The 26,371-nt window shown below is 46.9% G+C and carries 23 protein-coding genes, 1 tRNA gene, 2 rRNA genes and 1 riboswitch; of the genes, 9 read left to right on the top strand and 17 right to left on the bottom strand.

Features of this window, described 5'->3' with window-relative positions; genetic code table 11:
- Window positions 1-122 precede the first annotated feature (122 nt).
- Complete coding sequence (locus MHI14_RS27550; RefSeq protein ID WP_091039209.1) at window positions 123-626, bottom strand: YwhD family protein; 504 nt, start codon at window positions 624-626, stop codon at window positions 123-125.
- A 101-nt stretch (window positions 627-727) separates the two neighbouring features.
- Between MHI14_RS27550 and MHI14_RS27545 the strand changes: the two genes are divergently transcribed.
- The 5 genes from MHI14_RS27545 (at window position 728) to MHI14_RS27525 (ending at window position 5,795) form a co-directional block, all read left to right on the top strand.
- A complete protein-coding gene (locus MHI14_RS27545) occupies window positions 728-2,719 on the top strand; it encodes a M1 family metallopeptidase (protein WP_341131784.1) in 1,992 nt (663 codons plus the stop codon).
- A gap of 10 nt (window positions 2,720-2,729) precedes the next feature.
- Complete coding sequence (locus tag MHI14_RS27540; protein ID WP_249913820.1) at window positions 2,730-3,581, top strand: hypothetical protein; 852 nt, start codon at window positions 2,730-2,732, stop codon at window positions 3,579-3,581.
- Window positions 3,582-3,826: 245 nt separating this feature from the next.
- A riboswitch (cyclic di-AMP (ydaO/yuaA leader) is annotated at window positions 3,827-3,964 on the top strand.
- 3 nt (window positions 3,965-3,967) lie between these two features.
- On the top strand, window positions 3,968-4,438 hold the full coding sequence (locus MHI14_RS27535; RefSeq protein WP_091039214.1) for a C40 family peptidase: 471 nt from the start codon (window positions 3,968-3,970) through the stop codon (window positions 4,436-4,438).
- A gap of 355 nt (window positions 4,439-4,793) precedes the next feature.
- Window positions 4,794-5,288 carry a GNAT family N-acetyltransferase gene (locus tag MHI14_RS27530; RefSeq protein ID WP_091039216.1) on the top strand — a complete coding sequence of 165 codons (495 nt, stop codon included), beginning with the start codon at window positions 4,794-4,796 and terminating at the stop codon, window positions 5,286-5,288.
- Between the two features lie 150 nt (window positions 5,289-5,438).
- Window positions 5,439-5,795, top strand: coding sequence for a c-type cytochrome (locus tag MHI14_RS27525; RefSeq protein WP_036607288.1), 357 nt, complete (start codon window positions 5,439-5,441; stop codon window positions 5,793-5,795).
- Between the two features lie 74 nt (window positions 5,796-5,869).
- Here the strand turns inward: MHI14_RS27525 and rbsK are convergent, their stop codons facing one another.
- From rbsK to MHI14_RS27510, 3 genes are all read right to left on the bottom strand, one after another.
- A complete protein-coding gene (gene rbsK / locus MHI14_RS27520; RefSeq protein ID WP_341131783.1) occupies window positions 5,870-6,853 on the bottom strand; it encodes a ribokinase in 984 nt (327 codons plus the stop codon).
- 44 nt (window positions 6,854-6,897) lie between these two features.
- A complete protein-coding gene (locus MHI14_RS27515) occupies window positions 6,898-7,194 on the bottom strand; it encodes a 4a-hydroxytetrahydrobiopterin dehydratase (RefSeq protein WP_062838136.1) in 297 nt (98 codons plus the stop codon).
- Window positions 7,195-7,442: 248 nt separating this feature from the next.
- Window positions 7,443-7,736, bottom strand: a complete 294-nt coding sequence (locus tag MHI14_RS27510) for a hypothetical protein (protein WP_074092938.1) — start codon at window positions 7,734-7,736, stop codon at window positions 7,443-7,445.
- A 233-nt stretch (window positions 7,737-7,969) separates the two neighbouring features.
- Between MHI14_RS27510 and motA the strand changes: the two genes are divergently transcribed.
- Together motA and motB are read left to right on the top strand one after the other, a co-directional pair.
- On the top strand, window positions 7,970-8,770 hold the full coding sequence (gene motA, locus MHI14_RS27505; RefSeq protein ID WP_017691317.1) for a flagellar motor stator protein MotA: 801 nt from the start codon (window positions 7,970-7,972) through the stop codon (window positions 8,768-8,770).
- Window positions 8,757-9,575, top strand: a complete 819-nt coding sequence (gene motB / locus MHI14_RS27500; RefSeq protein ID WP_249913818.1) for a flagellar motor protein MotB — start codon at window positions 8,757-8,759, stop codon at window positions 9,573-9,575. Before motA ends, motB begins: the two co-directional genes overlap by 14 nt.
- Before the next feature lie 213 nt (window positions 9,576-9,788).
- Here the strand turns inward: motB and rluF are convergent, their stop codons facing one another.
- Window positions 9,789-10,490, bottom strand: coding sequence for a 23S rRNA pseudouridine(2604) synthase RluF (rluF, locus tag MHI14_RS27495; protein ID WP_091039225.1), 702 nt, complete (start codon window positions 10,488-10,490; stop codon window positions 9,789-9,791).
- 18 nt (window positions 10,491-10,508) lie between these two features.
- Complete coding sequence (locus tag MHI14_RS27490; RefSeq protein WP_091039255.1) at window positions 10,509-12,848, bottom strand: ATP-binding protein; 2,340 nt, start codon at window positions 12,846-12,848, stop codon at window positions 10,509-10,511.
- Window positions 12,849-13,180: 332 nt separating this feature from the next.
- Here MHI14_RS27490 and tadA point away from each other — a divergent pair, with 332 nt between their 5' ends.
- Entirely contained in the window at window positions 13,181-13,687 is a 507-nt protein-coding gene (gene tadA, locus MHI14_RS27485) for a tRNA adenosine(34) deaminase TadA (RefSeq protein WP_339311614.1), read from the top strand.
- Between the two features lie 43 nt (window positions 13,688-13,730).
- Window positions 13,731-14,300, top strand: a complete 570-nt coding sequence (locus MHI14_RS27480; RefSeq protein WP_133387536.1) for a GNAT family N-acetyltransferase — start codon at window positions 13,731-13,733, stop codon at window positions 14,298-14,300.
- A gap of 264 nt (window positions 14,301-14,564) precedes the next feature.
- Here MHI14_RS27480 and MHI14_RS27475 read toward each other — a convergent pair whose 3' ends face one another.
- The 11 genes from MHI14_RS27475 to MHI14_RS27425 all read right to left on the bottom strand — a co-directional run bounded on the left by MHI14_RS27475 (window position 14,565) and on the right by MHI14_RS27425 (window position 26,215).
- Entirely contained in the window at window positions 14,565-15,659 is a 1,095-nt protein-coding gene (locus MHI14_RS27475) for a hypothetical protein (protein ID WP_133387537.1), read from the bottom strand.
- Between the two features lie 234 nt (window positions 15,660-15,893).
- Entirely contained in the window at window positions 15,894-16,046 is a 153-nt protein-coding gene (locus MHI14_RS27470) for a small acid-soluble spore protein P (RefSeq protein ID WP_036607296.1), read from the bottom strand.
- 21 nt (window positions 16,047-16,067) lie between these two features.
- A complete protein-coding gene (locus MHI14_RS27465; RefSeq protein WP_017691325.1) occupies window positions 16,068-16,244 on the bottom strand; it encodes a hypothetical protein in 177 nt (58 codons plus the stop codon).
- A 25-nt stretch (window positions 16,245-16,269) separates the two neighbouring features.
- A complete protein-coding gene (locus MHI14_RS27460; protein WP_341131782.1) occupies window positions 16,270-16,611 on the bottom strand; it encodes a hypothetical protein in 342 nt (113 codons plus the stop codon).
- Between the two features lie 195 nt (window positions 16,612-16,806).
- Window positions 16,807-16,895, bottom strand: a tRNA-Ser gene (locus MHI14_RS27455).
- 194 nt (window positions 16,896-17,089) lie between these two features.
- Window positions 17,090-18,373 carry a serine--tRNA ligase gene (gene serS, locus MHI14_RS27450; RefSeq protein ID WP_341131781.1) on the bottom strand — a complete coding sequence of 428 codons (1,284 nt, stop codon included), beginning with the start codon at window positions 18,371-18,373 and terminating at the stop codon, window positions 17,090-17,092.
- A 274-nt stretch (window positions 18,374-18,647) separates the two neighbouring features.
- The gene (pdxT, locus tag MHI14_RS27445; RefSeq protein ID WP_091039250.1) at window positions 18,648-19,238 is read right to left on the bottom strand and encodes a pyridoxal 5'-phosphate synthase glutaminase subunit PdxT; all 591 of its coding nucleotides are present in this window, start codon (window positions 19,236-19,238) and stop codon (window positions 18,648-18,650) included.
- A 218-nt stretch (window positions 19,239-19,456) separates the two neighbouring features.
- A complete protein-coding gene (locus MHI14_RS27440) occupies window positions 19,457-20,875 on the bottom strand; it encodes a D-alanyl-D-alanine carboxypeptidase family protein (protein WP_445670380.1) in 1,419 nt (472 codons plus the stop codon).
- A 387-nt stretch (window positions 20,876-21,262) separates the two neighbouring features.
- The gene (gene guaB, locus MHI14_RS27435) at window positions 21,263-22,720 is read right to left on the bottom strand and encodes an IMP dehydrogenase (protein WP_017691330.1); all 1,458 of its coding nucleotides are present in this window, start codon (window positions 22,718-22,720) and stop codon (window positions 21,263-21,265) included.
- A gap of 372 nt (window positions 22,721-23,092) precedes the next feature.
- A 5S ribosomal RNA gene (gene rrf / locus MHI14_RS27430) occupies window positions 23,093-23,209 on the bottom strand.
- Window positions 23,210-23,286: 77 nt separating this feature from the next.
- Window positions 23,287-26,215 (bottom strand): 23S ribosomal RNA (locus MHI14_RS27425).
- Window positions 26,216-26,371: the final 156 nt, after the last annotated feature.

The following is a 26,371-nucleotide window of genomic DNA, read 5'->3' as shown; positions in this document are numbered from 1 at the left end:
AAAACTCATAATTATTCAGATCAATGAATACGATTAATGCACAAGCAAAAGACCCCCAACCGAACTTTCCGGTCAAGGGGCCTTTTGCTTTTTTGCTTTTATACTTTGTTGAAAGATCTGACTTAGGCGAGTGCTTCCTTCAATACATCTGGAGAAGCATTCCACCAGTCTTCGTTGTGTGAGATCAGCAGTGTCTTAAGTGCAGCTCGAGCTTCAGGTCCAAGCTCATCCAGCATGAAGCGACGCTTCAAGGCATAATCCATGCGATTCACATGTTCCGCCAGCAGTTTCCATCCACGTCTTGCTTCCGTATCAATCCACATCTCACATGCCGTTGCTCCACCATACAGTTGGCCTTCCTCCGTGCGATCGACAGCTACCCACACCAGCCATACCTGGCGTCCGTTGGGCACATCTTCACGATTGGTAGAGAACTTGATATTGCGTTCCACTTTGCTTTTCGCATGCATCGCACCGATATCGATTTTGGCTTCGCCATTATCAATAATGACCGGGGAAAGGTTATTCAGATCAATGGAGCCTGCACCGAAGCCTTTATGCTTGCTTTTTGCACTAACGATATTCAAGGCAATCTGTTTTTTGCCGTTTTGCTCGTTTTGGTCCATGTTTATAGCCTCCAAGGGTTGATACAAATATTTTAACTAATAATTGTCCCATTGCAAACATATACATGCTGTAGATGCTTGTCAACGGGAGGTATTTAACGATGATTCCACGACGCGCCAAGAGCTGGCTCACTGCATCCCTGGCCCTGTGTGTACTTGCCGGAGGGATATGGATCACTCTGGGTTATAATCGCTCAACTCATTCAGAATTGCCAGTACTCGCCCCCGAATCGGGCAAGCCCAAGGCAATAGCTCCAACCCCAGCACCTCCAGAAAGTGTACAGACCCCTACAGCCGAAGTGTACAGCAACCTTGTTGTGGAATATCACATGGATGTGAAGCTGGTCGAAGGAAACGTATTGGAAGGGACTCAGACGATCACCTGGACTCATCCAGGCAAAAAAACCGTCAGCGAGCTTTACTTTCATATGTACCCCAACGCCTTCTCTTCTGCTGACACCACCTTTATGAAGGAATCCGGTGGAAAGCTTCGGGGTGATGTTATGCCTACCAATGGTTATGGCTCCATGAACATTACCGAAATGAAAACGGAGGACGGGCTCTCTCTGCTGCACCGGATGCAGTATGTGCAACCAGATGACGGAAATATCAAGGACACCACCCTCATTAAAGTACGTTTACCCAAACCGGTCAAAGGCGGGGAAAGTATTACACTCCACACCCGATTCGAAGTGAATCTGCCAAAGATTTTTGCCCGGATGGGAACTGCTGATGATTTTGTCATGGCTGGTCAATGGTTTCCCAAATTAAGTGCCTATGAACCTGTGGGCAGGCGTGGACGAACAACGGAAGGCTGGAATCTGCACCAATACCATGGCAATTCAGAGTTTTACGCCGACTTCGGTATATATAGTGTGCGTATTCGGGTGCCTGAAACATACAAAGTTGCTGCTACCGGATTTCCGACGCAACAAGCCGTGGTGAAGAACGGAGAAAAGGTCTATCAATTCTATGCCGATGATGTGCATGATTTCGCCTGGGCAGCTTCACCGGATTTTGTCTACGCCGAGGAACCCTTCTCTGCACCCAATGTGCCTGGTGTACGAATCAAGTTATATTTGGACCCTGCTCATCAGGATCTGAAAGAACGTTATTTCTACGCCGCGAAGGCCGCACTAGCCAATTATAGCAAATGGTTTGGTCCATATCCTTACGCAACCTTATCCATCGTAGTTCCACCCAAAGCGGGGAACGGTGCTGGAGGTATGGAATACCCTACGCTAGTTACGGCCTTTGGAGCCGATGATACTACCCCAGGTTATGACCTGGAACGTACCGTAGTCCACGAGATCGGACACCAGTACTTCTACGGCATGGTTGCCAGCAACGAATTCGAGGAAGCCTGGCTGGATGAGGGGTTCACCTCTTATGCAGAAGACAAACTGATGGAGCAGGAATACGGATTGATTCCGAATCTGCCGGTACAATCGGGACTGGTTACGTCTCCGTCATCCTTAACACAAGAATCTTGGAAGTTTGATTCACAGAATGAGTATGCAGCCAATGTCTATACACGTGGCAAGCTTGTATTGCTTGGGATCGAACATCAAGTCGGGGCGAAAACGATGGAACGCATTCTCTCTACCTATGTGAAGAAGTACCGCTTCAAACATCCCACTTCGGCTGATTTTCAGAACGTTGTGGAACAAGTGACCCGCACTTCCTGGTCTGATTATTTTGATCAATATGTCTATGGTAACGGGATGGCTGACTTTGCTGTAGAGAAGATTCGTGTTACGCCCGTACAGAAAGACGGTCAAACATTGTACGAGTCATCCTTGACGATCGCAAAAAAAGGGAGTGATTACAACGCCGTTCCTGTTCGCATTGCTTTTGAAGACGGACATATCCTCACCAAGCAATGGAATGGCAAAGAAGATCGCATCACCTATAAATTAACTCACACATCCCCCGTATCCTGGGCCATGACCGATCCCCTGTACTCGATCGTGCTGGAGAACCGCCATATGAACAATTTCCTGAAATCCGGACTGGATGAGCGGACGAAGTCCCGCTGGAACATGAGTGTAACCAAACTAATAGAAGCCATATTCGGAGGTCTGTCATGGTGAGGTGGAAACGGTGAAAGCAAAAATACGTGAAGGCTGGTTTCTCGTCCGTCAGCATATGTTCATTGCCGCACTCTTATTTCTCTATCAGCTCATTTGGGGATATTTCTTCTATCGAATGGTACAATCGGCGGTCATCCCCCTACTCCTGCGCTATCCAGATTCTGATGCCGGGGAGCTGAGTACACTTTTGTTTAAAATGGAAAGTCAACTTAACCTGTCTACTCATCCGGAGGTTCATCGTTATCTGTGGATTCTAGGGGGCATGCTGCTGGTTCGCATGTTGATCAGCCCCCTCATTCAGGCAGGACTGCTCTACTCACTTCAGCACTTTAATTCTACAGAAGAGCGCATCCCCTTTGTCCGCGGAATCAAAAATCTGTGGAAACCGATGCTGCTGCTCCACACCATACGTACTTTATTGATACTTCTGCCCGCCTACTGGCTCTTACCGAAGCTCTACTCGATTCTCATGGACGGATTTCATTCCCTTCAATTACTTTTGCCTGGTATACCTTATGTTGCTGCCTGGATTGTATATGGTTGGATCATCCACCATGCCATACTCTACATGCAGTTCGGTGTGTCGGCACCAGAAGGAGAAGGCGGGGCTCACGGTATTCTCAAAGCACTCTGGATTGCACTGCGTCATCTCATCGCTGTAATCGGCATTGCACTCCTGCTGGGCGGAGTACACCTGCTCGTCTTTGGGTCATTCACTTCAGCCTCATGGTTATTAACGGGACTTACCGGACTTATACTACAACAGACGTATCCACTTGCTAGATGTCTATTAAGTCTGTGGAAAATATGCAGCCATTTCCGATTATGGCAGTCCAAAATATCCAAAGGTGAGAGCAGATAGTTTAAAAATTGTTACCATCGTATGTTAAACTCACGGCCTAATATGTACTTATAAATAGGCAAACCTCAACCTTTCCCCGTCAAAGGTCGAGGTTTTTTTTGCTAAATTTGTTGCTAAACGTTGCCAAAGCCGTACTCCTCTGTTACAATAATCGCAGTGAGTTTTTAGTAACAACTTTGTAATCTTTACATTCATATTTGTAACTACTTAAAATTAAATCGTCATTTCTTGATTTCGCAGGTGCATAACTAGCATAGCCAAATTCCTGGCACCTGGGAAGCGGGGGAACCAGTTATGGGTGAATTGATCTTGCTACAGAGGGATCATAGGGGACCTTCAACCGAATCCTTAAGCTAACCTCGCAGGCGTTGGAAGGGGAATATCTCTTGTTCAAGAAGAAATTAACCGCAGCTGTACTTAGCATCACATTCGCTTTATCGCTTGGTGCAGGTAGCGCATTCGCAGATTCAAAGATGGACACAGTAATTGATTCAGCAATGGGAACTACATACAAAAGTGGGGGAACAACGCTTAACGGCTTTGACTGCTCCGGATTTACACGGTATGTATTCGACAAGTTGGGTATTGATTTGGCACGCCAATCCAGTTCCCAATTCGACATGGGCGATTCCGTATCACGCATGGAAATGAGAGCTGGCGATCTGGTGTTCTTTAATACAACAGGTAAAGGCGTATCACATGTAGGAATCTTTGTAGGGGATGGAAAGTTCGCACACTCCTCTTCTTCCAAAGGCGTTACGATCAGTGCATTGAGTGAAAGCTATTGGGCCAATCGTTATGTTGGCGCGAAACGGATTATGAGCACGGACGCATATGAATCACTGGCCCTTGACTAGGGACAAGCTGAGCAACATGATGCTGTAACCATTAACCATACTGGAACGAAGCAAGAAGCATAACAGAACCGCCCGGTACATTCTCCGCAGGAATGTATCCGGCGGTTTTTTTGTGCTTCAATCCTTATTCATGTTGCAAGTTATACTCAGGGCATATCCTGCGACATCAACAGGTTCGTTTTGCGTTCGTTCGTCCGTGCCCTTATGATGTTTTTACCCATCCCGTTATAATATAAACGGAATTACCGGAACTTTTGTTTCATTTTTTTTCTTGAGAAGGAAGACTTGCTAAATGAACAGCTCTTTTGTAGAGTGGACAAAGAGTTCTGTTTCAAGGAAAGGAGCATGCAGGTGTATGAAGGAAACCCCTGTGACGTTTCACGTTGTACCCATGCGAGAAGAACATGCGGAGCTTATCTGCAGTTGGCAGTATGACCCGCCTTACAATATCTACAGCTGGCTCCCCTGGGACCAGATGAAAGCTCTGGAAGTGGAATTCGGAGATGCACAGCTGCGGCAGGAGCAATATGCGATCGTCCTGGATCAGAACGATCGTATATGTGGGTTTGCTCAATACTTCCCACTTGAAGGGGTAACCCGGATTGGCCTTGGCATGCATCCAGAGCTGTGTGGTCAGGGTCAAGGGACAGCTTTTGTCACTGCCATTGTACAGGAAGCCATTCGCCGAAATCCCACGAACGAGATTGATCTGGAAGTACTCACTTGGAATGCTCGTGCCATTCAAGTCTATCTGAAGAGTGGATTTGTCACCCAAGATACATACGAACGACAGACCCCAAGCGGCTTGAAGCCCTTTCACTGTATGGTTTATGAAGGGCCTCGCGGTTAGAATCCATTGCAAAACAACTAAATTTGCCCCTTGTTATGTGATTAGTTCAAAAAATTCCCACAAAATGCTATGATGTCAGTACAGGTTCCGTTATAATGATATGGATAGTTTCAGGTTAGATGATCTTTCATTCTGGAGGGGACATAAGGGATGCACAAATGGATCATGAGCGGAGTATTTTTTGCAGCATGCGCTTTAGCTATTGTTTTAATGTTTACGCTTCCAGGGAAAGAAGAAGTGGCTGAAGAAGCCAAGCCAACCATGCCGGAAGTAACATTGGATGCCGGACAGGCTGAAGCACTGGTCAAAGCCAATTGTATCTCCTGTCACGGGGATCAGCTTCAAGGTGGCGTAGGACCTGCTCTGGCCAATATCGGCAGCCAGGATGATCTGGAGAAGATCTATTCTACGATTGTCAAAGGTAAAGGTGGTATGCCTTCCTTCAAGGGCAAACTGCAGGATGAAGAGATTGCAAATATCGCCATGTGGCTGTCAGAGAAGAAATAATCTCTGCACGCACATAATGAAGAGGCCCTTAATCCCCTTTTGGGAGAATAAGAGCCTCTTTGTTATACCAATTATTAGGCCTCTGCCGCATGCTCAGCCAGAAAGGCCTCAACTTCACGTGCGTACGGCATCCCGGACTGGGCGCCGAGCTTTGTCACGGATAACGCGGCCGCACCCATGGCAAAGCCTACGGCCGCGTCCAAAGTCTCACCGCGCGCGAGGGCTACTGCCAGCGCGCCGTTGAAGCAATCGCCAGCGCCGGTCGTATCGACGGCGCTTACGGCGTAGCCGGGCGCACGGCAAGCGCCGGCACGCCCTGCTTGTACGCGGCCGCCAGGCGCCGCCGCGTACACAGCCCCCTCGGGGCCGAGCGTCGTGACGACAGCGGCCCCGAGGGATGCGGCGAGCTCTGCGACCGCCGCATCCAGGTCTTCCGGCCGGAGATGATCCCGGCCGGTAAGCACGGCAAGCTCACTGCGGTTCGGCGTGACAACGTCGACGCACCGCAGGAGCTCCTGCGGCAGACCCGGCACCGCGGGGGCCGGGTTGAGCACCACCAATGCGCTGCCTTCAGCCGCCAGTTGGGCGGCGCGGGTAACCGCTGGCAGCGGGATCTCCAGCTGCAGCAGCACCGCTGCGGCTGCAGTCAGGCTTTTTACCGTATCCGCCTCTTCCAGCATCTCAGGCACCACTTGCCCATTCGCACCAGGAATAACGATAATCCGGTTGTCTCCCCGAGAGAGCCAAATGGAAGCCGTCCCTGTAACCGTGTCTTCCAATATGCTAACCTGCGAGGTATCTGCACCACTTTCCGTCAGGCTGTGCAGCAGACGTTCGCCAAAACCGTCCGATCCCACCGCACCAATCATCGTCGTCTGTCCACCCAGACGCGCAGCGGCAACAGCCTGGTTGGCCCCTTTGCCACCAGCGAGATAATGCAGCTCCTCACCACTCACCGTCTCTCCCTCTTCCGGAATCGTGTCTGTCTTCACCACGAGATCCATATTGAGACTGCCTACGACAGCAATAAGAGGTTGTTTCTGATTATAGTCTGACATGTACGGTTCACTCACTTCTGGCCGCGCGATAATAACTGACCTCGTTATTCCGACCTCATTTTGTCATAAGCTTCGTTATATTGCCCTGCTTCCTTGATATCTACAGATGTGATACCACCCGCATCCCATGACGTGAGACGCAGCGTAACCGTTGTATAATCAATCGTAATAAAAGGATGATGATTGAATGCTTCCGAGATCGCAGCGACCTCATCCACAAATGCAATCCCTTTCATGTAGTTGGAGAACACGAATTTACGTACAATCCACCGTCCCTCTTCCAGTTCCCAGCCTTCCAGCCTTCCCAGATGAGCTTCGACTTCCTCTTGCGAAAAAACCATGCGTTATCTTCCTCCCCATAGGATGGTATATTACAGACATGCGTCCGTATACCACCGACACCTTCACGCTATCAACAGCAACCTCAAAGGCCAGGCTCACCGCCATGCGGTTGGCCCATTTCACGACTAACATCTTACCACGGACAAGCTTCAAAATCCAATCAACTACATGGCATAGAACCCCTAACCATAAGGCTTTGAGGGCAATTCCAGTTGAATTCATACCCCTGAAAATGCATGTAAACACACTAAATTAAAGGTACAAACGTCAACTCTTCTTCCCCGATCAAAATATGAATGCGGTGCTGTTCCTTATCATGGATGACCACGCCACTTCCAACCGGAATAACAGACTCCTCGCCCAGCGCATAGAACAAATCCTCCGCCAACGCCTCATCCACTTCAAGTTGGTCAGATGCAGCCAGTCTCTCCCACTCTTCCGCGTCCATTTCAAAGAAAACATACCGATCCGGTATGCGTCCGATTGCCGTTGTCAGATCTGTCAAAATTCCTTCATAATCCCGTCCATGCTTTACGCCCATTGGCTTTTCACTCCTATTCGGCCCCTAAGGAGCGGATTTGATCTTATTATACCTGAAAATAGCCCTTAAAAAAAAAGGCCTTCTGGTCGATAAATACATATATGACCGTTTTAACTGTTTTAGCAACCGTAAGGAATGCCTAACATTGAACGGATTGCGGCCAAAAATTCGTCCGGAAGCCCGAATACAGCCGCTTGAAAGGATTCAATTTTATCTCATGGATGAGGTGTATGATGAACATTTCAACGATTATTGGACTAGTTTTTGGACTGGTCTCCCTTGTACTCGGTATGTTCCTGAAGGGTGCGCCCTTAATCAACCTGGTTAACAATCCGGCAGCTTACGTTATTATCTTTGTTGGTACAGCAGGAACTATCTTTATCGCATTTCCAATGTCTGAAGTTAAGAAAATCCCTAAGCTTTTCGGAATTATTTTCAAAAATCAAGTACTTATTGATCGAGTGTCTCTGATCGGCACGTTTATGGATTGGGCTTCCACTACCCGTCGTGAAGGTTTGCTTGCACTGGAATCAAAAGTAGAAGAGATTGACGATCAGTTCCTTCGTGGCGGTATGCGTATGATTATCGACGGCAACGATCAGGAATTTGTAAGTGATGTACTAATGGAAGATATTCATGCTACAGAGGAGCGCCACCGCGGCGGTGCCTTGATCTTCGCCCAGGCGGGGATGTACGCACCAACGCTCGGGGTTCTCGGGGCCGTTGTAGGTCTCATCGCAGCACTTGCCGATCTCAGTGACATGGAGAAACTCTCCCATGCGATTGCGGCAGCATTTATCGCAACACTCCTTGGTATATTTAGTGGTTACGTGTTATGGCACCCGATGTCTAACAAGCTGAAGCGGATGTCCAAGCAAGAAATGGAGATCAAGCTGATGATGGTTGAAGGATTGTTATCCATACAGTCTGGTGTATCCACCATTGCCATCAACCAAAAGTTATCCGTATTCCTGACACCTTCCGAACGTAAACAACTGGAAGAGAAGGAGGGATCATCAGGTGAAAAAGGCTAAAAAGCACGAACCACATGAAGAACATATAGACGAGAGCTGGTTGCTTCCATATTCTGACTTGATGACCTTGTTGCTTGCCCTGTTTATCACGTTGTTCTCCATGAGTTCACTCGATGCAGCCAAGTTCGAGCAGATGGCTTCCGCACTAAGCAGTGCATTGAATGGAGGCTCCGGTGTTCTGGATCATACGTCCATGAATCCGGATACGCCAGGTGCCGATCTGGGTAAGAACAAACAGGAACCTACAGAAATCACCAAGAAAACACCAGCTCAGATAACGGATGCACAGATGGCTCAAAAAGAGCAGGAAGATCTGGAGAAGCTCAAGAAACGACTTGACCAGTATATCTCGAAGAACGGACTTTCGGACCAACTGAACACCAAGCTGAATCAGTCTGAATTGAAGATCACCATCAGTGATAACGCCCTGTTCTCCTCAGGCCGAGCAGATGTAAAGCCTGAATCACGATCCTTGGCCAAAGCAATCTCAAGCATGCTGCAGGAGTTCCCTGAATATGAAGTGGTTGTATCCGGTCATACCGATAATATTCCCATTTCGAACAACCAATATAAGGATAACTGGGATCTGAGTGCAGATCGTGCGCTCAACTTCCTGAAAATCCTGTTGCTGAACTCGCAATTGGACCCTTCCAAATTCACACCAAGTGGTTATGGAGAGTATCACCCGATTGCCAGTAATGACACCAATACCGGGCGGGCACAGAATCGCCGTGTAGAGGTATCTATCATTCGGAAGTATCAAAGTAACAATACAAATGTAAAAGCCGTTGGCGGAGGAAACTAGAGGCCTGCAGCGATTCATTAACCAAAGACCGTTCTCTAGGTACAAGGAGAACGGTCTTTTTGGTTTATATAAAGCTTATGCTTGGTTTATCTCTACATTTTTTCACACTATTTGCGAAGATTCACCTGTCGTCATTGACCTTATACCAAAAAGCCCTGCTCTCCTTTTCGGAAAGCAGGGCTTCAATCAGTTAATTAGTCAAAGTCGAATCAACTATTCCAGTGAATAGTCCAACAGACCGCCCAGCTCCGCTTTTTCAGCAGCAGTAAGCTCTCTCCAAGAACCTGTCGCCATTTCTCCAAGATGAATGTTCATGATCCGAATACGCTTCAACTTACGAACCTCGTAGCCAAAGGCACTACACATCCGCCGAATCTGACGGTTCTTTCCTTCAGTCAGGATGATACGGAATACTCGATCCGTCATCCGGGTCACGGTACAAGGGAGGGTCATTTCACCCAATATCTTCACCCCAGTGCTCATACCTCTAAGGAAACTCGGGGTTACAGATCGATCAACAGTAACGATATACTCTTTCTCATGCCGTCCTTCTGCTCTAAGAATCCGGTTAACGATATCACCATCATTGGTCATCAAGATCAAACCTTCCGAGTCCTTATCCAGACGTCCAATAGGGAAAATACGTTCATCGTGCCCGACAAAATCAACGATATTGCCCTGAATATGCTGCTCGGTTGTGCTTGTGATCCCGATTGGTTTATTCAGCGCGATATATACGTGTTTTCTCTTTTCCTTGATCGGTTTGCCATTAATTCGTACATCGTCGCCTTCTTCTGCCTGACTGCCCAGCTCAGCCTTAACTCCATTAATGGTTACCTGACCACTATCCACCAACTTGTCGGCTTCACGCCGGGAGCAATAACCTGTTTCACTAATAAATTTATTAATACGCAAAAGGTAATCTCACCTCATCTAGTTCTCTTCATCTGTAATTGGTTCATCCGTTACCTGATCTGCCTCAATAACCTCCGGTTGTTGCTCGGATGCAGGCAGTTCAATGATAACCGTTGTTCCCTTGTTCATGACGCTTTTAATATCCATCATGCCCTTATGTGATTGAATAATTCGCTGACTGACCATCAGACCAAGCCCTGTCCCAGACTCTTTATTCGTAAAGAAAGGCTCCCCAAGCTTGGGCATCATCTCTTCCGGGATACCAATGCCTTCATCCCTGATCTCAATTCTGACGCGTTTCGACTGCTCGTCATGCTTGAGCTTGATATGAATGCTTCCTCCATTTGGCATGGCCTCCATACCATTTTTCAGCAAATTGATGAATACCTGCTTCAACTGGTTCTCTTCACAGTGTACCATAGCCGAATCGGATGAGGCACGCAGTACAAATTCTACACCATGCAGATGCGCCTGACTATCCAGTAACGAGATGACATCGCCGAGAATAAAACGAATATCCCGATTCTGAAAATGAACCGCCTGCGGTTTGGCCAAAATCAGAAATTCACCAACAATAAGGTTGATGCGATCCAGCTCCGATAACATCAGATCCAGATGACGATGATTCAGCTTGTTGCTCTCTTGCTGTAACTGTAGGAACCCGCGCAACGTAGTCAGTGGATTACGAATCTCATGTGCCACACCTGCTGCAAGCTGGCCTACAGTTGTTAGCTTCTCAGAACGTCTGAGCAGCTCTTCCATCCGATTACGGCTTGTAATGTCCCTGGAGACACTAATGAGCGCGGTAATCTCTCCAGCCTCGTCTCGTACCGGAGCCGTACTGACACTGACCTCTACTCGGGTCCCGTCTTTCTTCATCCAGGTGGTTTCGTTGGACGTAATGGACATCCCCTCAACGAGTTGGGCATGCTGACGTTTCATTTCTTCTTCTGCCTCTGGCGGGATGATCTTCAGATTACGACCTTCCACCTCACGACTTCGAAAGCCATATAATTGTTCAAATGCGCGATTAACCCGCAGCACTTTTCCTTCAAGATCTGTAATGTGAATGGCATCCGCTGTCTGATTGATAATGGACTCCAGATGTTCTTTCACGGCCCGATTCTCTTCATACATTTGTTTCAGACGGCTCGTATAATGTCCCAGATTACGAATCATGGCATTAATACGATTGGCCAGTTGGCCTAGTTCATCCTTCCTCCGGACCTTCAGACGGAAATCAAAGTGCCCATCCGCTACATCATTCACTTTTCCCAATATGGATTGGATCGGACGTGTAATATACCCTGCGAGCAGATAACTGCCAAAGATTACGATCTCCAGCAAAACCAACGATATGGAGGCATGGCTCACCAACTGCTCAGATACCATGGAGGATATTTGCTTATAGTCCATGACAATACTGATCACATAGGAAGACTGGTTAGGTGTGAAAATGGGAATAAAACTCTTCAGTACCTTCTGTTCGTGGGTTTCACTGACAAAAGATACATTTTGCCCTGTTCGAATGGCGCGCACCACAGCACGATGATCCTCATCCGTAGAACCATACTGGTATGTACCAAAACGAATCGGTCTGTTATTCAATTTGCTAAAGTTCGAATCTCTTCCGTCATCACCCATGTTCGGGCTGCCAAAAGTCAACGGATTGATGCCTGTAATCTCCAGAATGGAGGGATTGACCTCACGAATTTTATTTAAAATCTCATCCGGACTAGAGATTTTCACATAGTCATCAACTTCCGTATTATTATAGAAAGGATTGATTATGTAGTTTCTCTTTCCATCATGGTAGTAACCCCAGATATCAATATCCGAAGGACTGGATGTAGAATATTCGAATCCATCTGACCAGAAATGTTCCAACTTCTGCCCTTGGGGAATCGTCACCTGTTGTTTTTCAAACAACTGCTTAAAGGCCTGATACCAATAGGTCATGGATTTGGTGGACAGCCCAATTTCTCTCGGATCCGAAGAGCGGCTAACAACGATGTCATCATCCGTCTGCTCCATTAACGAAATATGCGAAACGCCGACCTTTTGGCTCAAGCGTACAAGTTCTTCATTTGTGATATTATTAATATCCGGGTCCAATTCTTCCGCTGCCATGACAGCAGCAAGCCACAGATTGTTTCCAATCTGCCGTTTTACATAATCCGAACTGTATTGATTCTGTTCGACAGCAATTGCAATCTGCTTTGCAGTGAGCACCATCTTGGTTTCACTGTCCTGCCTCAGATTCTCTTCTGTAGTATAATAACTCAGTGCGATATTCAACACTAAAATAACGAGCACTGAGCACGACATAATCATGGATAATTTCGTTTTAATAGACAAGTTTTTTTGTTCACCTCTCGGCTTGTACCCTCTGGCGATATATGGCAAAACCTATCTCCATCATAACGCTTGTATGTCTTTTTGAAAAGGATAATTGACCTGTGTCCAAAAGTTACCGAATGACTGAAAAGCTCGAAATTCGTTGTTTTTTGCATTTTCGAACTCTACAATGAAATTAATCACTACTTTTATCCACATACCCACAGGCTTGTGGATAGTTTGTTTATAACTATGTGAGCAACTATACGGTTATCCACATTTCTATACACAACATGTTAACAACCCGAATACTTGTTCGCTGAATAAACGATTTTGGAAGGAGTTATATAGTAATGACTGACCATTTTCTTCAGACCGATCTTGCGCATTTCTCTGAGGAAGCTCAGCATGAGCACTGGATGCGGGAGGCCATTGCCGAGGCCTACAAAGCTGAGGCTCTTGGGGAAGTGCCGATTGGAGCTGTAATCGTACAAAATAACCAAATTATTGGTCGGGGATACAATCTGCGTGAAACTACGCTGGATTCCACCGCTCATGCAGAGATGGTGGCTATTCGTCAGGCCAGCGAGACCATCGGAGCTTGGCGTTTGTTGGATTGTTCTCTGTACGTCACGTTGGAACCTTGTCCGATGTGTGCAGGTGCAATTGTACAATCCAGGGTCCCCCGCGTAATCTATGGTACTGCTGATCCCAAGGCAGGCTGTGCAGGTACACTGATGAACCTGCTACAGGAGCCTCGTTTTAACCATCGCACCGAGGTGATTCCGGATATCCTTCAGCCTGAATGCTCCACGATGCTAACTCAATTTTTCAGAAGTCTGCGCCAAAAGTTAAAGTAGTCACCGACTACAAACATCCCAATTAGAAAGGAAGTGTGCTGTAATGGCACTAACACTCTATGATACAGCCAATGGCATAAGCCTTCGGTTGCTCACACCCCAGGATACACAGTCCTATCTGGACCTGATTCAGGTCACACGCGTCCCCTACCAGTCTGTAGAACCCGTGCGAGACGATGAATTCTATACACTGGATGCTCAGACTCGGCGGATTGAGGATCGGGTCAAGGCAGCAGAAGAAGGTACAGGATATCAATTTGGAATCTATACCATTAAAGACAGCCTGTTGATTGGACAAGTAAGTATCAACAATGTCGTATTAGGCGTTGCCAATTATGCAGATATGGGTTACTTTATCCATCCAGATTATCAGGGCGGCGGACGAATGACAGCAGCGGTTAAACTGGCCGTAGCTTATGGCTTCCGTGCGCTAAAGTTAAATCGGGTTCAGGCTGCAGTATTGCCCTCCAACAAAGGTTCACAGCGCGTACTGGAGAAGAACGGATTCCAGTTTGAAGGTACTGCTCGCAAATACCTCAAGATCAACGGCAAATATCAGGATCATCAGATCTATGCTGTACTTGCTGAAGACTTGGGCGAACTTGCGAATTAATTAATTTAGAAGTTCCCACACAAAACTGTCTGTATTTCCAATTTAACAATATACAAATTTAATATTCCAAACCGCACTACCCTAGTTATGTAGGAGAGAGTGCGGTTTTATTTGTATGTATCACCAGCCACGATTTAAAATCAAAGATCAATTATTTTGCGAATCCCCCTCATACGCTGTGTAACAAAAAAACCGCCTGTATCCAAGCGGAAGGGAATTATCCCTCACTTGAATAACAAACGGTTTGATTTGAACTCGACGAGCTTAGTATCCGTATGAAGCGTTCATCAGTTCTTCGAACTCTTGCATAGTAATTACGTCATCGCCAGTAGGGATGTTGATTTTGAATGCTGCTTTTTCGTTAATCTTGGTGTACGTATTGGAACCGGTAAATGCCAATTTCACTTCGTCTTTTGTACCTTCTGGCTTGATCAGCACATCAGCGACCATCTTTTGATATACAGGGAAGTCGTTTTTGTCCAATGCGAAATCAATGTTGAATTGGTTGATTGTCAGAACATCTTTCAATTTATCCAAGTCTTTAGCCATTTCAGCCTGATCTGCTTCAGTGATCTTCAGATCTTCTTTAGCTTTGTCGATATCAGCCTGATCCATTTGCAGCATTTCACGATATTCCTCTTTGGACAGAATATCCAATACTTTAGGCATAGCTTTTGTTACCAGTACAGTAACTGCTTCTTTAACATTGTCATTATTCACCGAGAATTGTACAACCTGCTTCGCATCTACGCCTTCAGGAAGTTGTGCATCTTTGGTGTCTAGATTTTTGAAGAATTTAGCTTGATCGTACTCGCTCAGCACTGCGTCCATGACTTCGTTGCTCAGCTTTTGCGTTTTGGCTGCGTCCATAGCATCCGGGTTCCATTCCGTACCCTCTTGCTCAGCCAGTTCTTTCAGATCAAGTTCCAGGAATTTGCCAACAACGTTCTCCGGAATTGGGAAGAACGGAATATTCGGCACTTTCACATAGAGTTTCTCAGCTGTCATCACCATTGGAATGGTAAAGGTCATACCCATATCGCCTTTAAGCTCGATGCCTAGAGTCATCTCTGTCTGCATTGGCTCACTTTGGTATACACCTGTTACATTCAACTGAGCATCCTTCAGCATGCTCATAAACTGAGTCATAGTAGGATCAGTTTGTGACGCATCCCCAGGTTTATAGCTCAATTCATTAATTGTAAAGTTGGAACTCATCTCATACGAAGTTAATTTGGAAGCATTGGCCGCAGCCGTCTTCAATGCCTCTTTTGGCTCCTGCTTGCTGCTACATGCTGTCAATGCCATAGATACGGTCAACAGCAACGTAAGAAGAAGCGCCCCCATACGTTTAGTCATTTGTTTCTCTCCTCTCGTGATAACCCCAAAAAAAGTAATTCAATATCAATGATATACCATATCGCCAGATACCGAAACCTAATTTGGGAAAAATGTGATCTTTCCTCTTTAAAATGGCTACAAAGACCTATGTCAGCTTTGGGAATATGCGTGTGCCTGTCTTTATATATGTATGAATACGCAAAAGCCCCCTGTTAGGTAACAAGGGACTTTTGCGTGAATCTGTTTCTTCTATTAACCTTGGGGGTTCAAATGATCCACATGATTTTGATTTTTTACTTTTTTGGAACCGGATAATGGCTCCTGCATGGAAGAGCGTTTGGATGAATGACGATGCTGTTCGGATGCTTGCGCTTCCGGTACGGGAATTGTTTTTGGTTTGCTCATATTATTGCCCCCTCATCATTGTTAGGAATGGGATGGGTCCCTGTCTTCCGTTTTGTCATGATTCAGTGCATCCTGATGACGGCGATCATTAATATCTTGCTGAATTTGCTGGGCATGATGACTGTTTACGGCAGGCTGCTCCAGATCATCGACTACATTTTGCAGGTTTTTGTCTACTCCCGCTTTGGCTTTAGTCAATTGAGTTCACTCCTTCAGAATCAGGCTATTGTCTCGTTTGGGATTGTAACGACTGGGCGCATTCATGAATGTGCCGTGTATAATCGTGAGCCAGTTCCTGAATCGGTTCTGTACGCTCATCTGTCGTTCGTCCATCCCGTTCCACATCAATCAGCTGTACGCTGACTTCACGCGAATCGACATATGCACATTTGAAATCAAAAGAGTACATCTCGTGCCCTGCTGTAGCAATGTGTATCCGAATCGCCTGCTGATCGGCTTCATCGGCCATTACCTGAGCCTGGTCTCCAACATTCAGGACTTGAGGCAAACGTTCTTGCCAAGCCCCTACAAGCTCTGTCTGATTGATGTTTAACTCGCGGTTCATCTTACCACCTCCACTCCTATATAAAGTGCGGCGATGAAGATGTTTTTATACATATTAACCTTAATCAAAATATAACGTTGTACTGTGCAACGTATACATCGGTCACCAACCCTGTATGCTCATTACGTTTAACAAACTCACAATGCAAAAAAGGACCCGAGCGAGATCGCTCGAGTCCTTGTTATAAGTGTAGTATGGCGGAGAGGGTGGGATTCGAACCCACGTGGAGTTGCCCCCTAACGGTTTTCAAGACCGCCCCGTTATGACCGCTTCGGTACCTCTCCAGGGAATTAAGTTTTATAAACTTGCCACGAAAAGTATCATACCACATCTCGACATTATAATGCAACCTTTTTTATATCAAAATTGATAATCCCGTGTCAGACAACTGCCTCGGCTTTACAAAACACTCCAATCCGCCATTCCAAAATGACGGATTGAATTTGTATTCCTCTTGATGAGGATGGTTAACTAACTCTTAAGAGCGATGTGCAATCACACTGGCGCCGCCCATATAAGGACGCAATGCTTCAGGAATAACAACCGTACCATCTTCCTGTTGATAGTTCTCCAGGATAGCGGCTACCGTCCGTCCAACGGCCAATCCTGACCCGTTCAATGTGTGCACAAATTCCGGTTTAGCTTTTGGCTCTCTGCGGAAACGGATATTGGCACGACGTGCCTGGAAGTCCTCACAGTTGGAGCAAGAAGAAATCTCACGATAGGTATTACTCTCAGGCAACCATACTTCAATATCATACGTTTTAGCTGAAGTGAAGCCCATATCTGCCGTGCACAATGTCAGAACGCGATACGGTAAGCCCAACAATTGAAGCACACGCTCCGCATTTTGAGTCATTTGCTCCAACTCTTCATACGAAGTCTCTGGAGTAGAGAGCTTGAGCAGCTCTACTTTGTTGAATTGATGCTGACGAATCAAGCCGCGTGTATCCCGTCCAGCCGAACCGGCTTCAGAGCGGAAACAAGAGCTGTATGCCACAAAGTGTTTAGGCAATTGATCTACATTCAGAATCTCTTCGCGATGGTAGTTCGTTACCGGAACTTCAGCAGTAGGGATTAGATAATATTCAGTATCTTTCAACTTAAACAGATCTTCTTCGAACTTAGGCAGTTGACCTGTTCCAAACAAGCTGTCCCGATTCACGATGTATGGAGGCAGAATCTCTTCATATCCATGTTGATCGCTGTGCAGATCCATCATGAAGTTGATCAATGCACGTTCCAGACGCGCACCCAGACCTTTATAAAAGGTAAAACGGGAACCTGTTACTTTGGCAGCCGCTTCAAAATCAAGAATATCGAGATCCTGCGCAATTTCCCAGTGTGCTTTTGGTACAAAAGTAAATGACTTCGGCTCTTCCCAACGACGAATCTCAACATTGTCGTCTTCAGAAGCTCCAATCGGTACACTTTCGTTAGGAATGTTCGGAATCGCCATTGTGAGATCATTGATCTTCACTTCCAGTTCCCGAACTTCTTCGTCCATGGCTTTGATTCGATCAGAGACTTCGCGCATCTCCACAATCAGATCATCAGCATTCTCACGATTCTTCTTCAGTCTAGCAACTTCCGCAGAGACCGTATTCCGACGGCTCTTCAGTGTTTCACTCTCTTGAAGCAATTCCCGACGCTTGGCATCCATCTCGGTAAATCCAGCGATAAGATCCAGCGATTTGCCACGTTTATTCAATGCTTCTTCTACACGCGCATACTCATTCCGCAATATTTTCACATCAAGCACGATATACCCCTCCTAAATAACCTCACAACGTGAAGCCTTATGTTAAAATCCATTCTCAAAACTCTACTGTATATACCTTACTATATACTTATCGGAACCTGTAACCCAAAAAACAACCTATATCCCCGGTGTTACCCTCCGCTGCGATTCCCGCTATGAAGCAGATACAGGCAACATCAGGCATCCGTTCAGATGCAACTGCCATCCAGCGGCCTTACACGGCTTCTGGGGAAGTGATCCGATGACCGGGAGATCATAGGTTGTACATCATGCATTATTTAGAGTCTACCGTGTGTTTGTAGGATCTGGCCATGTCTACAAAATAAGTATGCAGACGATAGTCATCCGTCAACTCCGGATGGTAGGAGCAAGCCAGCAAATGCCCCTGACGAGCGGTAACAATCTCATCCTTGTATGTGGAGAGAACTTCGACCTGGTCTCCGACACTCTCGATCAAGGGCGCCCGTATAAACACAGCCCTTACCGTTTCCTCAATGCCTTTGACTGGCAAATCCGTCTCAAAACTTTCTCTCTGCCGTCCAAATGCATTTCGGGATACAGTCATATCCATTAGCTCCAAATGAGCTTCCTCTTGCCCTGCAATGTGTTTAGCCATAACGATCAAGCCAGCACAGGTACCAAACACAGGTTTGCCTTCAGCAGCAAACGCGCGAATGGCATCCATAAACCCATACTTGCGCATCAGTTTACCGATCGTTGTGCTTTCCCCGCCAGGAAGGATAAGACCATCCAAGTCCTCCAATTGCTGAACCTGTTTGATAGCCACACCTTCTGCTCCAGCACGTTCAATACTTCGAATATGCTCTGTGACAGCTCCTTGAAGTGCTAAAACGCCGATCTTCATACGCTCATTCCCCTTCTCTTACCAGCCACGATCTTGCATATTGGTAAACGAACATTGTACTTTTTTACTTCATCATACGTGAATTCTAACTTGATATTTTACCGGAAAAATTGTAAATATACAATCCATCCGGTCGGAATAACTTGTATTTTGTCAATGATATGATCACATATACATCAAAATCATGATCATACTCTTTTCATGAAGTTTGCTAAGGGTTAGAACAGGTTTTTGATCCCGTCAAAGAGATCCACGAAGAAATCCTTCACGGCACGGAAGAACAAACGGAACCATCCGCCTTTTTCCGCCTCTTCCGCAGTGATCAAGTTCACTGTTTTTTCCTGTGGCTCAATTCCATCTGCTTTATACGTGTACGTTACTGTACCAACCTTTGTACCTGCCTTGATTGGTGCTACCAGCTTGTCAGCCTCAGTTACGTTTGCTTTGAACGTCACATCCAGGTTCTGAGTACCTTTAGGAACAACGAAACTTACCGCATTATCTGTTACGACAGGAACAGTTGTTTCTTTACCTTTTTTCAAAGGTACCGCTTCCCAGCCCGTCACTTTGGTCTTTCCTGCGACAGCCTGTTTTACTTCAAAGTTGTTAAATCCAAAGTCCAGTACCTTTTTGGTTTCTCTGAAACGTGCAGATTCCGAATCTGTGCCCATAACAACACTGATGAGACGCATACCGTTACGTTCAGCTGTACCTGTAAAGTTATTACCTGCGTTCGTGGTATGGCCTGTTTTCATTCCGTCCAGACCTTCATAGGCATAGCTTTTGAAGTTGGTTATATTTTTATTCGCTTCCAGCATCCAGTTGTAGTTGATAATTGGAGCTTTATCATTTGGACGGAACTTATAGGATTGAATGGTTGTAAAATCTTTGTAGTCTGGGTGATCCATGATGATATATCTGCAAAGAATCGCAGCATCCATTGCGGACATTACTGTTTCCTTGTCTTCAGCTGGACGGAAGTCGGCAGGCATATCTGCTCGATCGAGACCGGAAGAGTTGATGAAGAACGTATCCTTCATGCCCATACGCTTCGCTTCATCATTCATCATTTTCACGAAAGCTTCTTCCGAACCGGCAACATGTTCAGCCAAAGCAACCGTAGCATCATTGGCAGAGCCAACAGCCATAGCAATATAGAGATCCTTAACTGTGTGCTGGTCACCTTCCGCGAGGAAAATTCGCGACCCGATACTTTGTGCAGCATTCTTTTTAACAGTTACAATATCGTCCCAACCGAATTTACCTTGTTTGACTTGTTCGGCGACAATGTACTCTGTCATCATTTTGGTCATACTTGCAGGTGGCATCGCTTTATCCGCATCAACATTTAGTAGAATCTGTCCCGTTGAGGCTTCCATAAGCACTGCAGATCTAACTTCAAGCCCAAGTGAGTCTACCCCAGGCACCTGTACGGCTTTCTCCGTCTTCGTTGTTGTTGCCGCAGCAGTCAGAACCTGACCAGAGTTATCCGCAGCAGCCATGACCGGCATTACTGCAGACATACAAAGCATGTTAATTAGCATTACCGAGGCTACGCTCTTTTTGAGCATTTGGCGTTTCTTTTTATTTATGTGTTTGGCTTTCAATTGATGAATACTCCCTTCGATCCAAAGCATTGTAAATTGCTTCAGTGCAGCTTATACTGCGATTTTCTTGTTCCCTAACCTGCGTGGTTGATGTATGAGATGTGTGCTATATGCGCTGTATCGAACGAGCAATATTATTGCTCCCAAAGTTCGTTATCGATTGTCACTTAGTCCGCATTATCCAAATGCTTATGTAAAAGGACGTCCGCGCTTCTGTTTAACTGGCAGCCTTTTCTGGCACTGCATTTGCTTTTCAAAACCATATTCATAGATTCACGTCAAATAGCCGCCGCAACGCCTTAATCCACCCATGGATCGTCACCGCTTGTTCTATTCTATCACAGGGGTATCTGCAAAAAAAGACAGACCCGGTGAAAATCACCGAGCCTGTCCTGGAAATGATTAACTCTCTTCAGATTACAACGAGTAGTTAGGTGCTTCTTTGGTAATCTGTACATCATGGGGATGACTTTCGCGCAGTCCCGCACCTGTAATTCGGATAAAGCCTGTATCGTTACGAAGTTGCTCCAAGTTACTTGTACCACAGTATCCCATACCCGAACGCAGACCACCAATCAGTTGGTGGATCGTATCAGACAATGGTCCTTTGTAAGCGACACGACCTTCGATTCCTTCCGGAACCAGTTTCTTGTCATCATCTTGGAAGTAACGATCTTTACTACCTTGTTTCATTGCAGCCATTGAACCCATACCGCGGTATACTTTGTAGCTACGTCCTTGGAAGATTTCAGTTTCTCCCGGGCTTTCCGCTGTGCCGGCAAACAAACTTCCCAGCATCACCGCGTGTGCGCCTGCAGCCAGTGCCTTCGTAATTTCACCAGAATATTTAATTCCGCCGTCCGCGATAATCGGAACTCCGTATTCGCGTGCCACCGTTGCACAATCATAGACTGCAGTTACTTGAGGTACACCAATACCAGCGATAACACGTGTTGTACAAATCGAACCTGGACCAATACCCACTTTGACTACCGAAGCCCCTGCTTCGATCAGGTCACGAGTGGCTGCGCCAGTAGCGACGTTACCTGCAACGATGGTCAGACTAGGGAAACGTTCACGAAGCTGACGTACAGCTTCAATGATATTGATGTGGTGCCCGTGAGCCGAGTCTACCGTAATCAGGTCAACACCAGCTTGTACCAAAGCATCTGCACGTTCAAATGTATCTTTGGAAATACCAATCGCTGCACCAACCAACAAACGGCCTTGAGCGTCTTTGGCTGCATGAGGGAATTGAATGGCTTTCTCAATATCTTTAATCGTGATAAGACCTTTCAAAGTGTTTGTCTCATCAACTAATGGAAGTTTCTCAATCTTGTGCTTCTGAAGAATACCTTCAGCTTCTTGCAGTGTAGTACCTACAGGAGCGGTAACCAGATTCTCACGAGTCATGACTTCGCTAATTTTGATGCCGTAATCATGGATAAAACGCAAATCGCGGTTGGTCAAAATACCAACCAACTTCTGATCTCCTTCAATAATAGGTACACCGGAGATCCGATATTTCGCCATTACTGCTTCTGCATCAGATACCAGATGATCTGCCGTCAGTGAGAATGGATTCGTAATAACACCACTCTCCGAACGTTTAACACGATCTACTTCTTCTGCCTGTTGTTCAACGGACATATTTTTATGGATAATACCGATACCGCCTTCACGTGCAATGGCAATAGCCAATGTCGCTTCAGTTACCGTATCCATACCCGCACTGATTAAAGGAATATTTAGCTTTACAGTATCGCTCAAACGAATAGATACATCTACTTCTTTAGGCAGTGTCTCGGATTTCCGTGGCACTAGCAATACATCATCAAAGGTGAGGCCTTCCTTACCAAATTTATCTTCCCACACGCAAGTGTTCCTCCTTATGTTTGCTCAGCTTTACGGTCCAAAACCCGAAGATTCCAGGCTGTATTTTACGCCGAAAATACGTTTTCTGAAAAATTTATTATTGCCATCTTAGCAAAGCGATATTTAGACTGTCAAGGAAAAGTACTTGGTTATATCAGGTGTATTGCCTGATGAACACAACTGTTTTTCCAGAGCGGACAAGTCTAGTTATTACACAAAAAAACGTCAATTCGTATCGAATAACGTTACATGTATACACCCTATTGTGCTGAAAAATTACCAAATTCAATCTGTATTTTAATCCCATACTGCACTGCATAATATAACTATATAATAAAAACCACCACCGAATAACATCGGCAGTGGTTCTTTGCTTGGCGGCGTCCTACTCTCCCAGGACCCTGCGGTCCAAGTACCATCGGCGCTAGAGGGCTTAACGGTCGTGTTCGGGATGGGTACGTGTGGAACCCCTCCGCCATCGCCACCAAACGCGTAGCTTACATTTCAGAGTGTTGTTCTCTGAAAACTAGATTCGAAACGAAACACGCGATTTAGAACTTGCATATTTGGATAAGCCCTCGACCGATTAGTACTGGTCAGCTCCATGCATTGCTGCACTTCCACCCCCAGCCTATCTACCTCGTCGTCTTCAAGGGGTCTTACATACTGGGAAATCTCATCTTGAGGGGGGCTTCACGCTTAGATGCTTTCAGCGTTTATCCCGTCCGTACATAGCTACCCAGCGGTGCTCCTGGCGGAACAACTGGTACACCAGCGGTACGTCCATCCCGGTCCTCTCGTACTAAGGACAGCTCCTCTCAAATTTCCTACGCCCACGACAGATAGGGACCGAACTGTCTCACGACGTTCTGAACCCAGCTCGCGTACCGCTTTAATGGGCGAACAGCCCAACCCTTGGGACCTACTTCAGCCCCAGGATGCGATGAGCCGACATCGAGGTGCCAAACCTCCCCGTCGATGTGGACTCTTGGGGGAGATAAGCCTGTTATCCCCAGGGTAGCTTTTATCCGTTGAGCGATGGCCCTTCCATGCGGTACCACCGGATCACTAAGCCCGACTTTCGTCCCTGCTCGACTTGTAGGTCTCGCAGTCAAGCTCCCTTATGCCTTTGCACTCTTCGAATGATTTCCAACCATTCTGAGGGAACCTTTGGGCGCCTCCGTTACTCTTTAGGAGGCGACCGCCCCAGTCAAACTGCCCACCTGACACTGTCCCCGCACCGGATTACGGTACCAGGTTAGAACCTAGATACGATCAGGGTGGTATCCCAACGTTGCCTCCACGCAAGCTGGCGCTCACGTTTCAAAGGCTCCCACCTATCCTGTACAGATCGTACCCAAATTCAATATCAAGCTGCAGTAAAGCTCCATGGGGTCTTTCCGTCTTGTCGCGGGTAACCTGCATCTTCACAGGTATTAAAATTTCACCGGATCTCTCGTTGAGACAGCGCCCAAGTCGTTACGCCATTCGTGCGGGTCAGAATTTACCTGACAAGGAATTTCGCTACCTTAGGACCGTTATAGTTACGGCCGCCGTTTACTGGGGCTTCGGTTCACAGCTTCGGGATTGCTCCCTAACCACTCCCCTTAACCTTCCAGCACCGGGCAGGCGTCAGCCCGTATACTTCGCCTTACGGCTTCGCACAGACCTGTGTTTTTGCTAAACAGTCGCTTGGGCCTTTTCACTGCGGCCCCCTCGTGCTATTCACACTACCGGGGCACCCCTTCTCCCGAAGTTACGGGGTCATTTTGCCGAGTTCCTTAACGAGAGTTCTTCCGCGCGCCTTAGAATACTCTTCTCGCCTACCTGTGTCGGTTTGCGGTACGGGCACCTTCACCTGGCTAGAGGCTTTTCTTGGCAGTGTGAGATCATGACCTTCGCTACTATAATTTTCGCTCCCCATCACAGCTCAGCCTTAATGATGTGCGGATTTGCCTACACATCAGCCTCACTGCTTAGACGGACATCCATCAGTCCGCGTCACTACCCTACTGCGTCCCCCCATTGCTCATAACGGCTTACGGTGGTACAGGAATTTCGACCTGTTGTCCTTCGACTACGCCTTTCGGCCTCGCCTTAGGTCCCGACTTACCCTGAGCGGACGAGCCTTCCTCAGGAACCCTTAGGCTTTCGGCGGATCAGATTCTCACTGATCTTTTCGTTACTCATACCGGCATTCTCACTTGTATAATGTCCAGCGCTCCTTACGGTACACCTTCAACCCTTATACAACGCTCCCCTACCCCTGATGCAAAGCATCAAGCCATAGCTTCGGTGGTGTGTTTAGCCCCGTTACATTTTCGGCGCAGAGTCACTCGACCAGTGAGCTATTACGCACTCTTTCAATGGTGGCTGCTTCTAAGCCAACATCCTGGTTGTCTGTGCAACTCCACATCCTTTCCCACTTAACACACACTTGGGGACCTTAGCTGATGGTCTGGGCTGTTTCCCTTTTGACAATGGATCTTAGCACTCACTGTCTGACTCCCGGAAGTAAGTCTATGGCATTCGGAGTTTGACTGAGCTTGGTAACCCTTGCGGGCCCCGCACCCAATCAGTGCTCTACCTCCACGACTCTGTTTTCCGAGGCTAGCCCTAAAGCTATTTCGGGGAGAACCAGCTATCTCCGAGTTCGATTGGAATTTCTCCGCTACCCCCACCTCATCCCCGCATTTTTCAACATGCGTGGGTTCGGGCCTCCAGTGCGTGTTACCGCACCTTCACCCTGGACAGGGGTAGATCACCCGGTTTCGGGTCTACGTCCACGTACTAAGTCGCCCTATTCAGACTCGCTTTCGCTGCGGCTCCGGCTCTTCACCTTAACCTTGCACGGGAACGTAACTCGCCGGTTCATTCTACAAAAGGCACGCCATCACCCCTAAAACGGGCTCTGACTTTTTGTAAGCACACGGTTTCAGGTTCTATTTCACTCCCCTTCCGGGGTGCTTTTCACCTTTCCCTCACGGTACTGCTTCACTATCGGTCGCTAGGAAGTATTTAGCCTTGGCAGATGGTCCTGCCGGATTCATACGGGGTTTCACGTGCCCCGCACTACTCGGGATCCGTCTCGGAGGGAACAGACTTTCAACTACAGGGCTTTTACCTTCTTTGGCGGGCCTTTCCAGACCTCTTCGCTTAACCGGTTCCTTTGTAACTCCATGTGAGACGTCCCACAACCCCAAAGAGCAAGCTCTCTGGTTTGGGCTTCTCCGCGTTCGCTCGCCGCTACTGACGGAATCACTATTGTTTTCTCTTCCTCAGGGTACTTAGATGTTTCAGTTCCCCTGGTATGCCTCTACATAACCTATGTATTCAGTTATGAGTAACTGGAAATTACCCCAGCTGGGTTTCCCCATTCGGACACCCCCGGATCAAAGCTTGCTTACAGCTCCCCGAGGCAGTTTCGTTGTTCGCCACGTCCTTCATCGGCTCCTAGCGCCTAGGCATCCTCCGTGTGCTCTTAGTAGCTTAACCATATCGCTCGTGTTCGAGCTGTCACTCCGCTTGGTTTGCTTGCGCAAATCCAAAAGTCGTTCCATTTCGATCACTCGCTCATGCAATCTACCTTATAAACACTTCACTTGTTTACACAAGATCAGCTTAAAGGAATGTTCTAATTCGCGTTTGTTT

The organism is Paenibacillus sp. FSL K6-2393 (assembly GCF_038002545.1).
Taxonomy (GTDB): Bacteria; Bacillota; Bacilli; order Paenibacillales; family Paenibacillaceae; genus Paenibacillus.
Note: the sequence above shows the minus strand (reverse complement) of the source record. Positions and strands in the feature narration are given on the sequence as shown.

What these genes read in the sequence shown, in the direction of transcription:
- MHI14_RS27550 (WP_091039209.1), bottom strand. Translation starts at nt 626, where the DNA reads ATGGACCAAAACGAGCAAAACGGCAAAAAACAGATTGCCTTGAATATC.
- MHI14_RS27545 (WP_341131784.1), top strand. Translation starts at nt 728, where the DNA reads ATGATTCCACGACGCGCCAAGAGCTGGCTCACTGCATCCCTGGCCCTG.
- MHI14_RS27530 (WP_091039216.1), top strand. Translation starts at nt 4,794, where the DNA reads ATGAAGGAAACCCCTGTGACGTTTCACGTTGTACCCATGCGAGAAGAA.
- MHI14_RS27525 (WP_036607288.1), top strand. Translation starts at nt 5,439, where the DNA reads ATGCACAAATGGATCATGAGCGGAGTATTTTTTGCAGCATGCGCTTTA.
- rbsK (WP_341131783.1), bottom strand. Translation starts at nt 6,853, where the DNA reads ATGTCAGACTATAATCAGAAACAACCTCTTATTGCTGTCGTAGGCAGT.
- MHI14_RS27515 (WP_062838136.1), bottom strand. Translation starts at nt 7,194, where the DNA reads ATGGTTTTTTCGCAAGAGGAAGTCGAAGCTCATCTGGGAAGGCTGGAA.
- MHI14_RS27510 (WP_074092938.1), bottom strand. Translation starts at nt 7,736, where the DNA reads ATGGGCGTAAAGCATGGACGGGATTATGAAGGAATTTTGACAGATCTG.
- motA (WP_017691317.1), top strand. Translation starts at nt 7,970, where the DNA reads ATGAACATTTCAACGATTATTGGACTAGTTTTTGGACTGGTCTCCCTT.
- tadA (WP_339311614.1), top strand. Translation starts at nt 13,181, where the DNA reads ATGACTGACCATTTTCTTCAGACCGATCTTGCGCATTTCTCTGAGGAA.
- MHI14_RS27480 (WP_133387536.1), top strand. Translation starts at nt 13,731, where the DNA reads ATGGCACTAACACTCTATGATACAGCCAATGGCATAAGCCTTCGGTTG.
- MHI14_RS27475 (WP_133387537.1), bottom strand. Translation starts at nt 15,659, where the DNA reads ATGACTAAACGTATGGGGGCGCTTCTTCTTACGTTGCTGTTGACCGTA.
- MHI14_RS27470 (WP_036607296.1), bottom strand. Translation starts at nt 16,046, where the DNA reads ATGAGCAAACCAAAAACAATTCCCGTACCGGAAGCGCAAGCATCCGAA.
- MHI14_RS27460 (WP_341131782.1), bottom strand. Translation starts at nt 16,611, where the DNA reads ATGAACCGCGAGTTAAACATCAATCAGACAGAGCTTGTAGGGGCTTGG.
- pdxT (WP_091039250.1), bottom strand. Translation starts at nt 19,238, where the DNA reads ATGAAGATCGGCGTTTTAGCACTTCAAGGAGCTGTCACAGAGCATATT.
- MHI14_RS27440 (WP_445670380.1), bottom strand. Translation starts at nt 20,875, where the DNA reads ATGCTTTGGATCGAAGGGAGTATTCATCAATTGAAAGCCAAACACATA.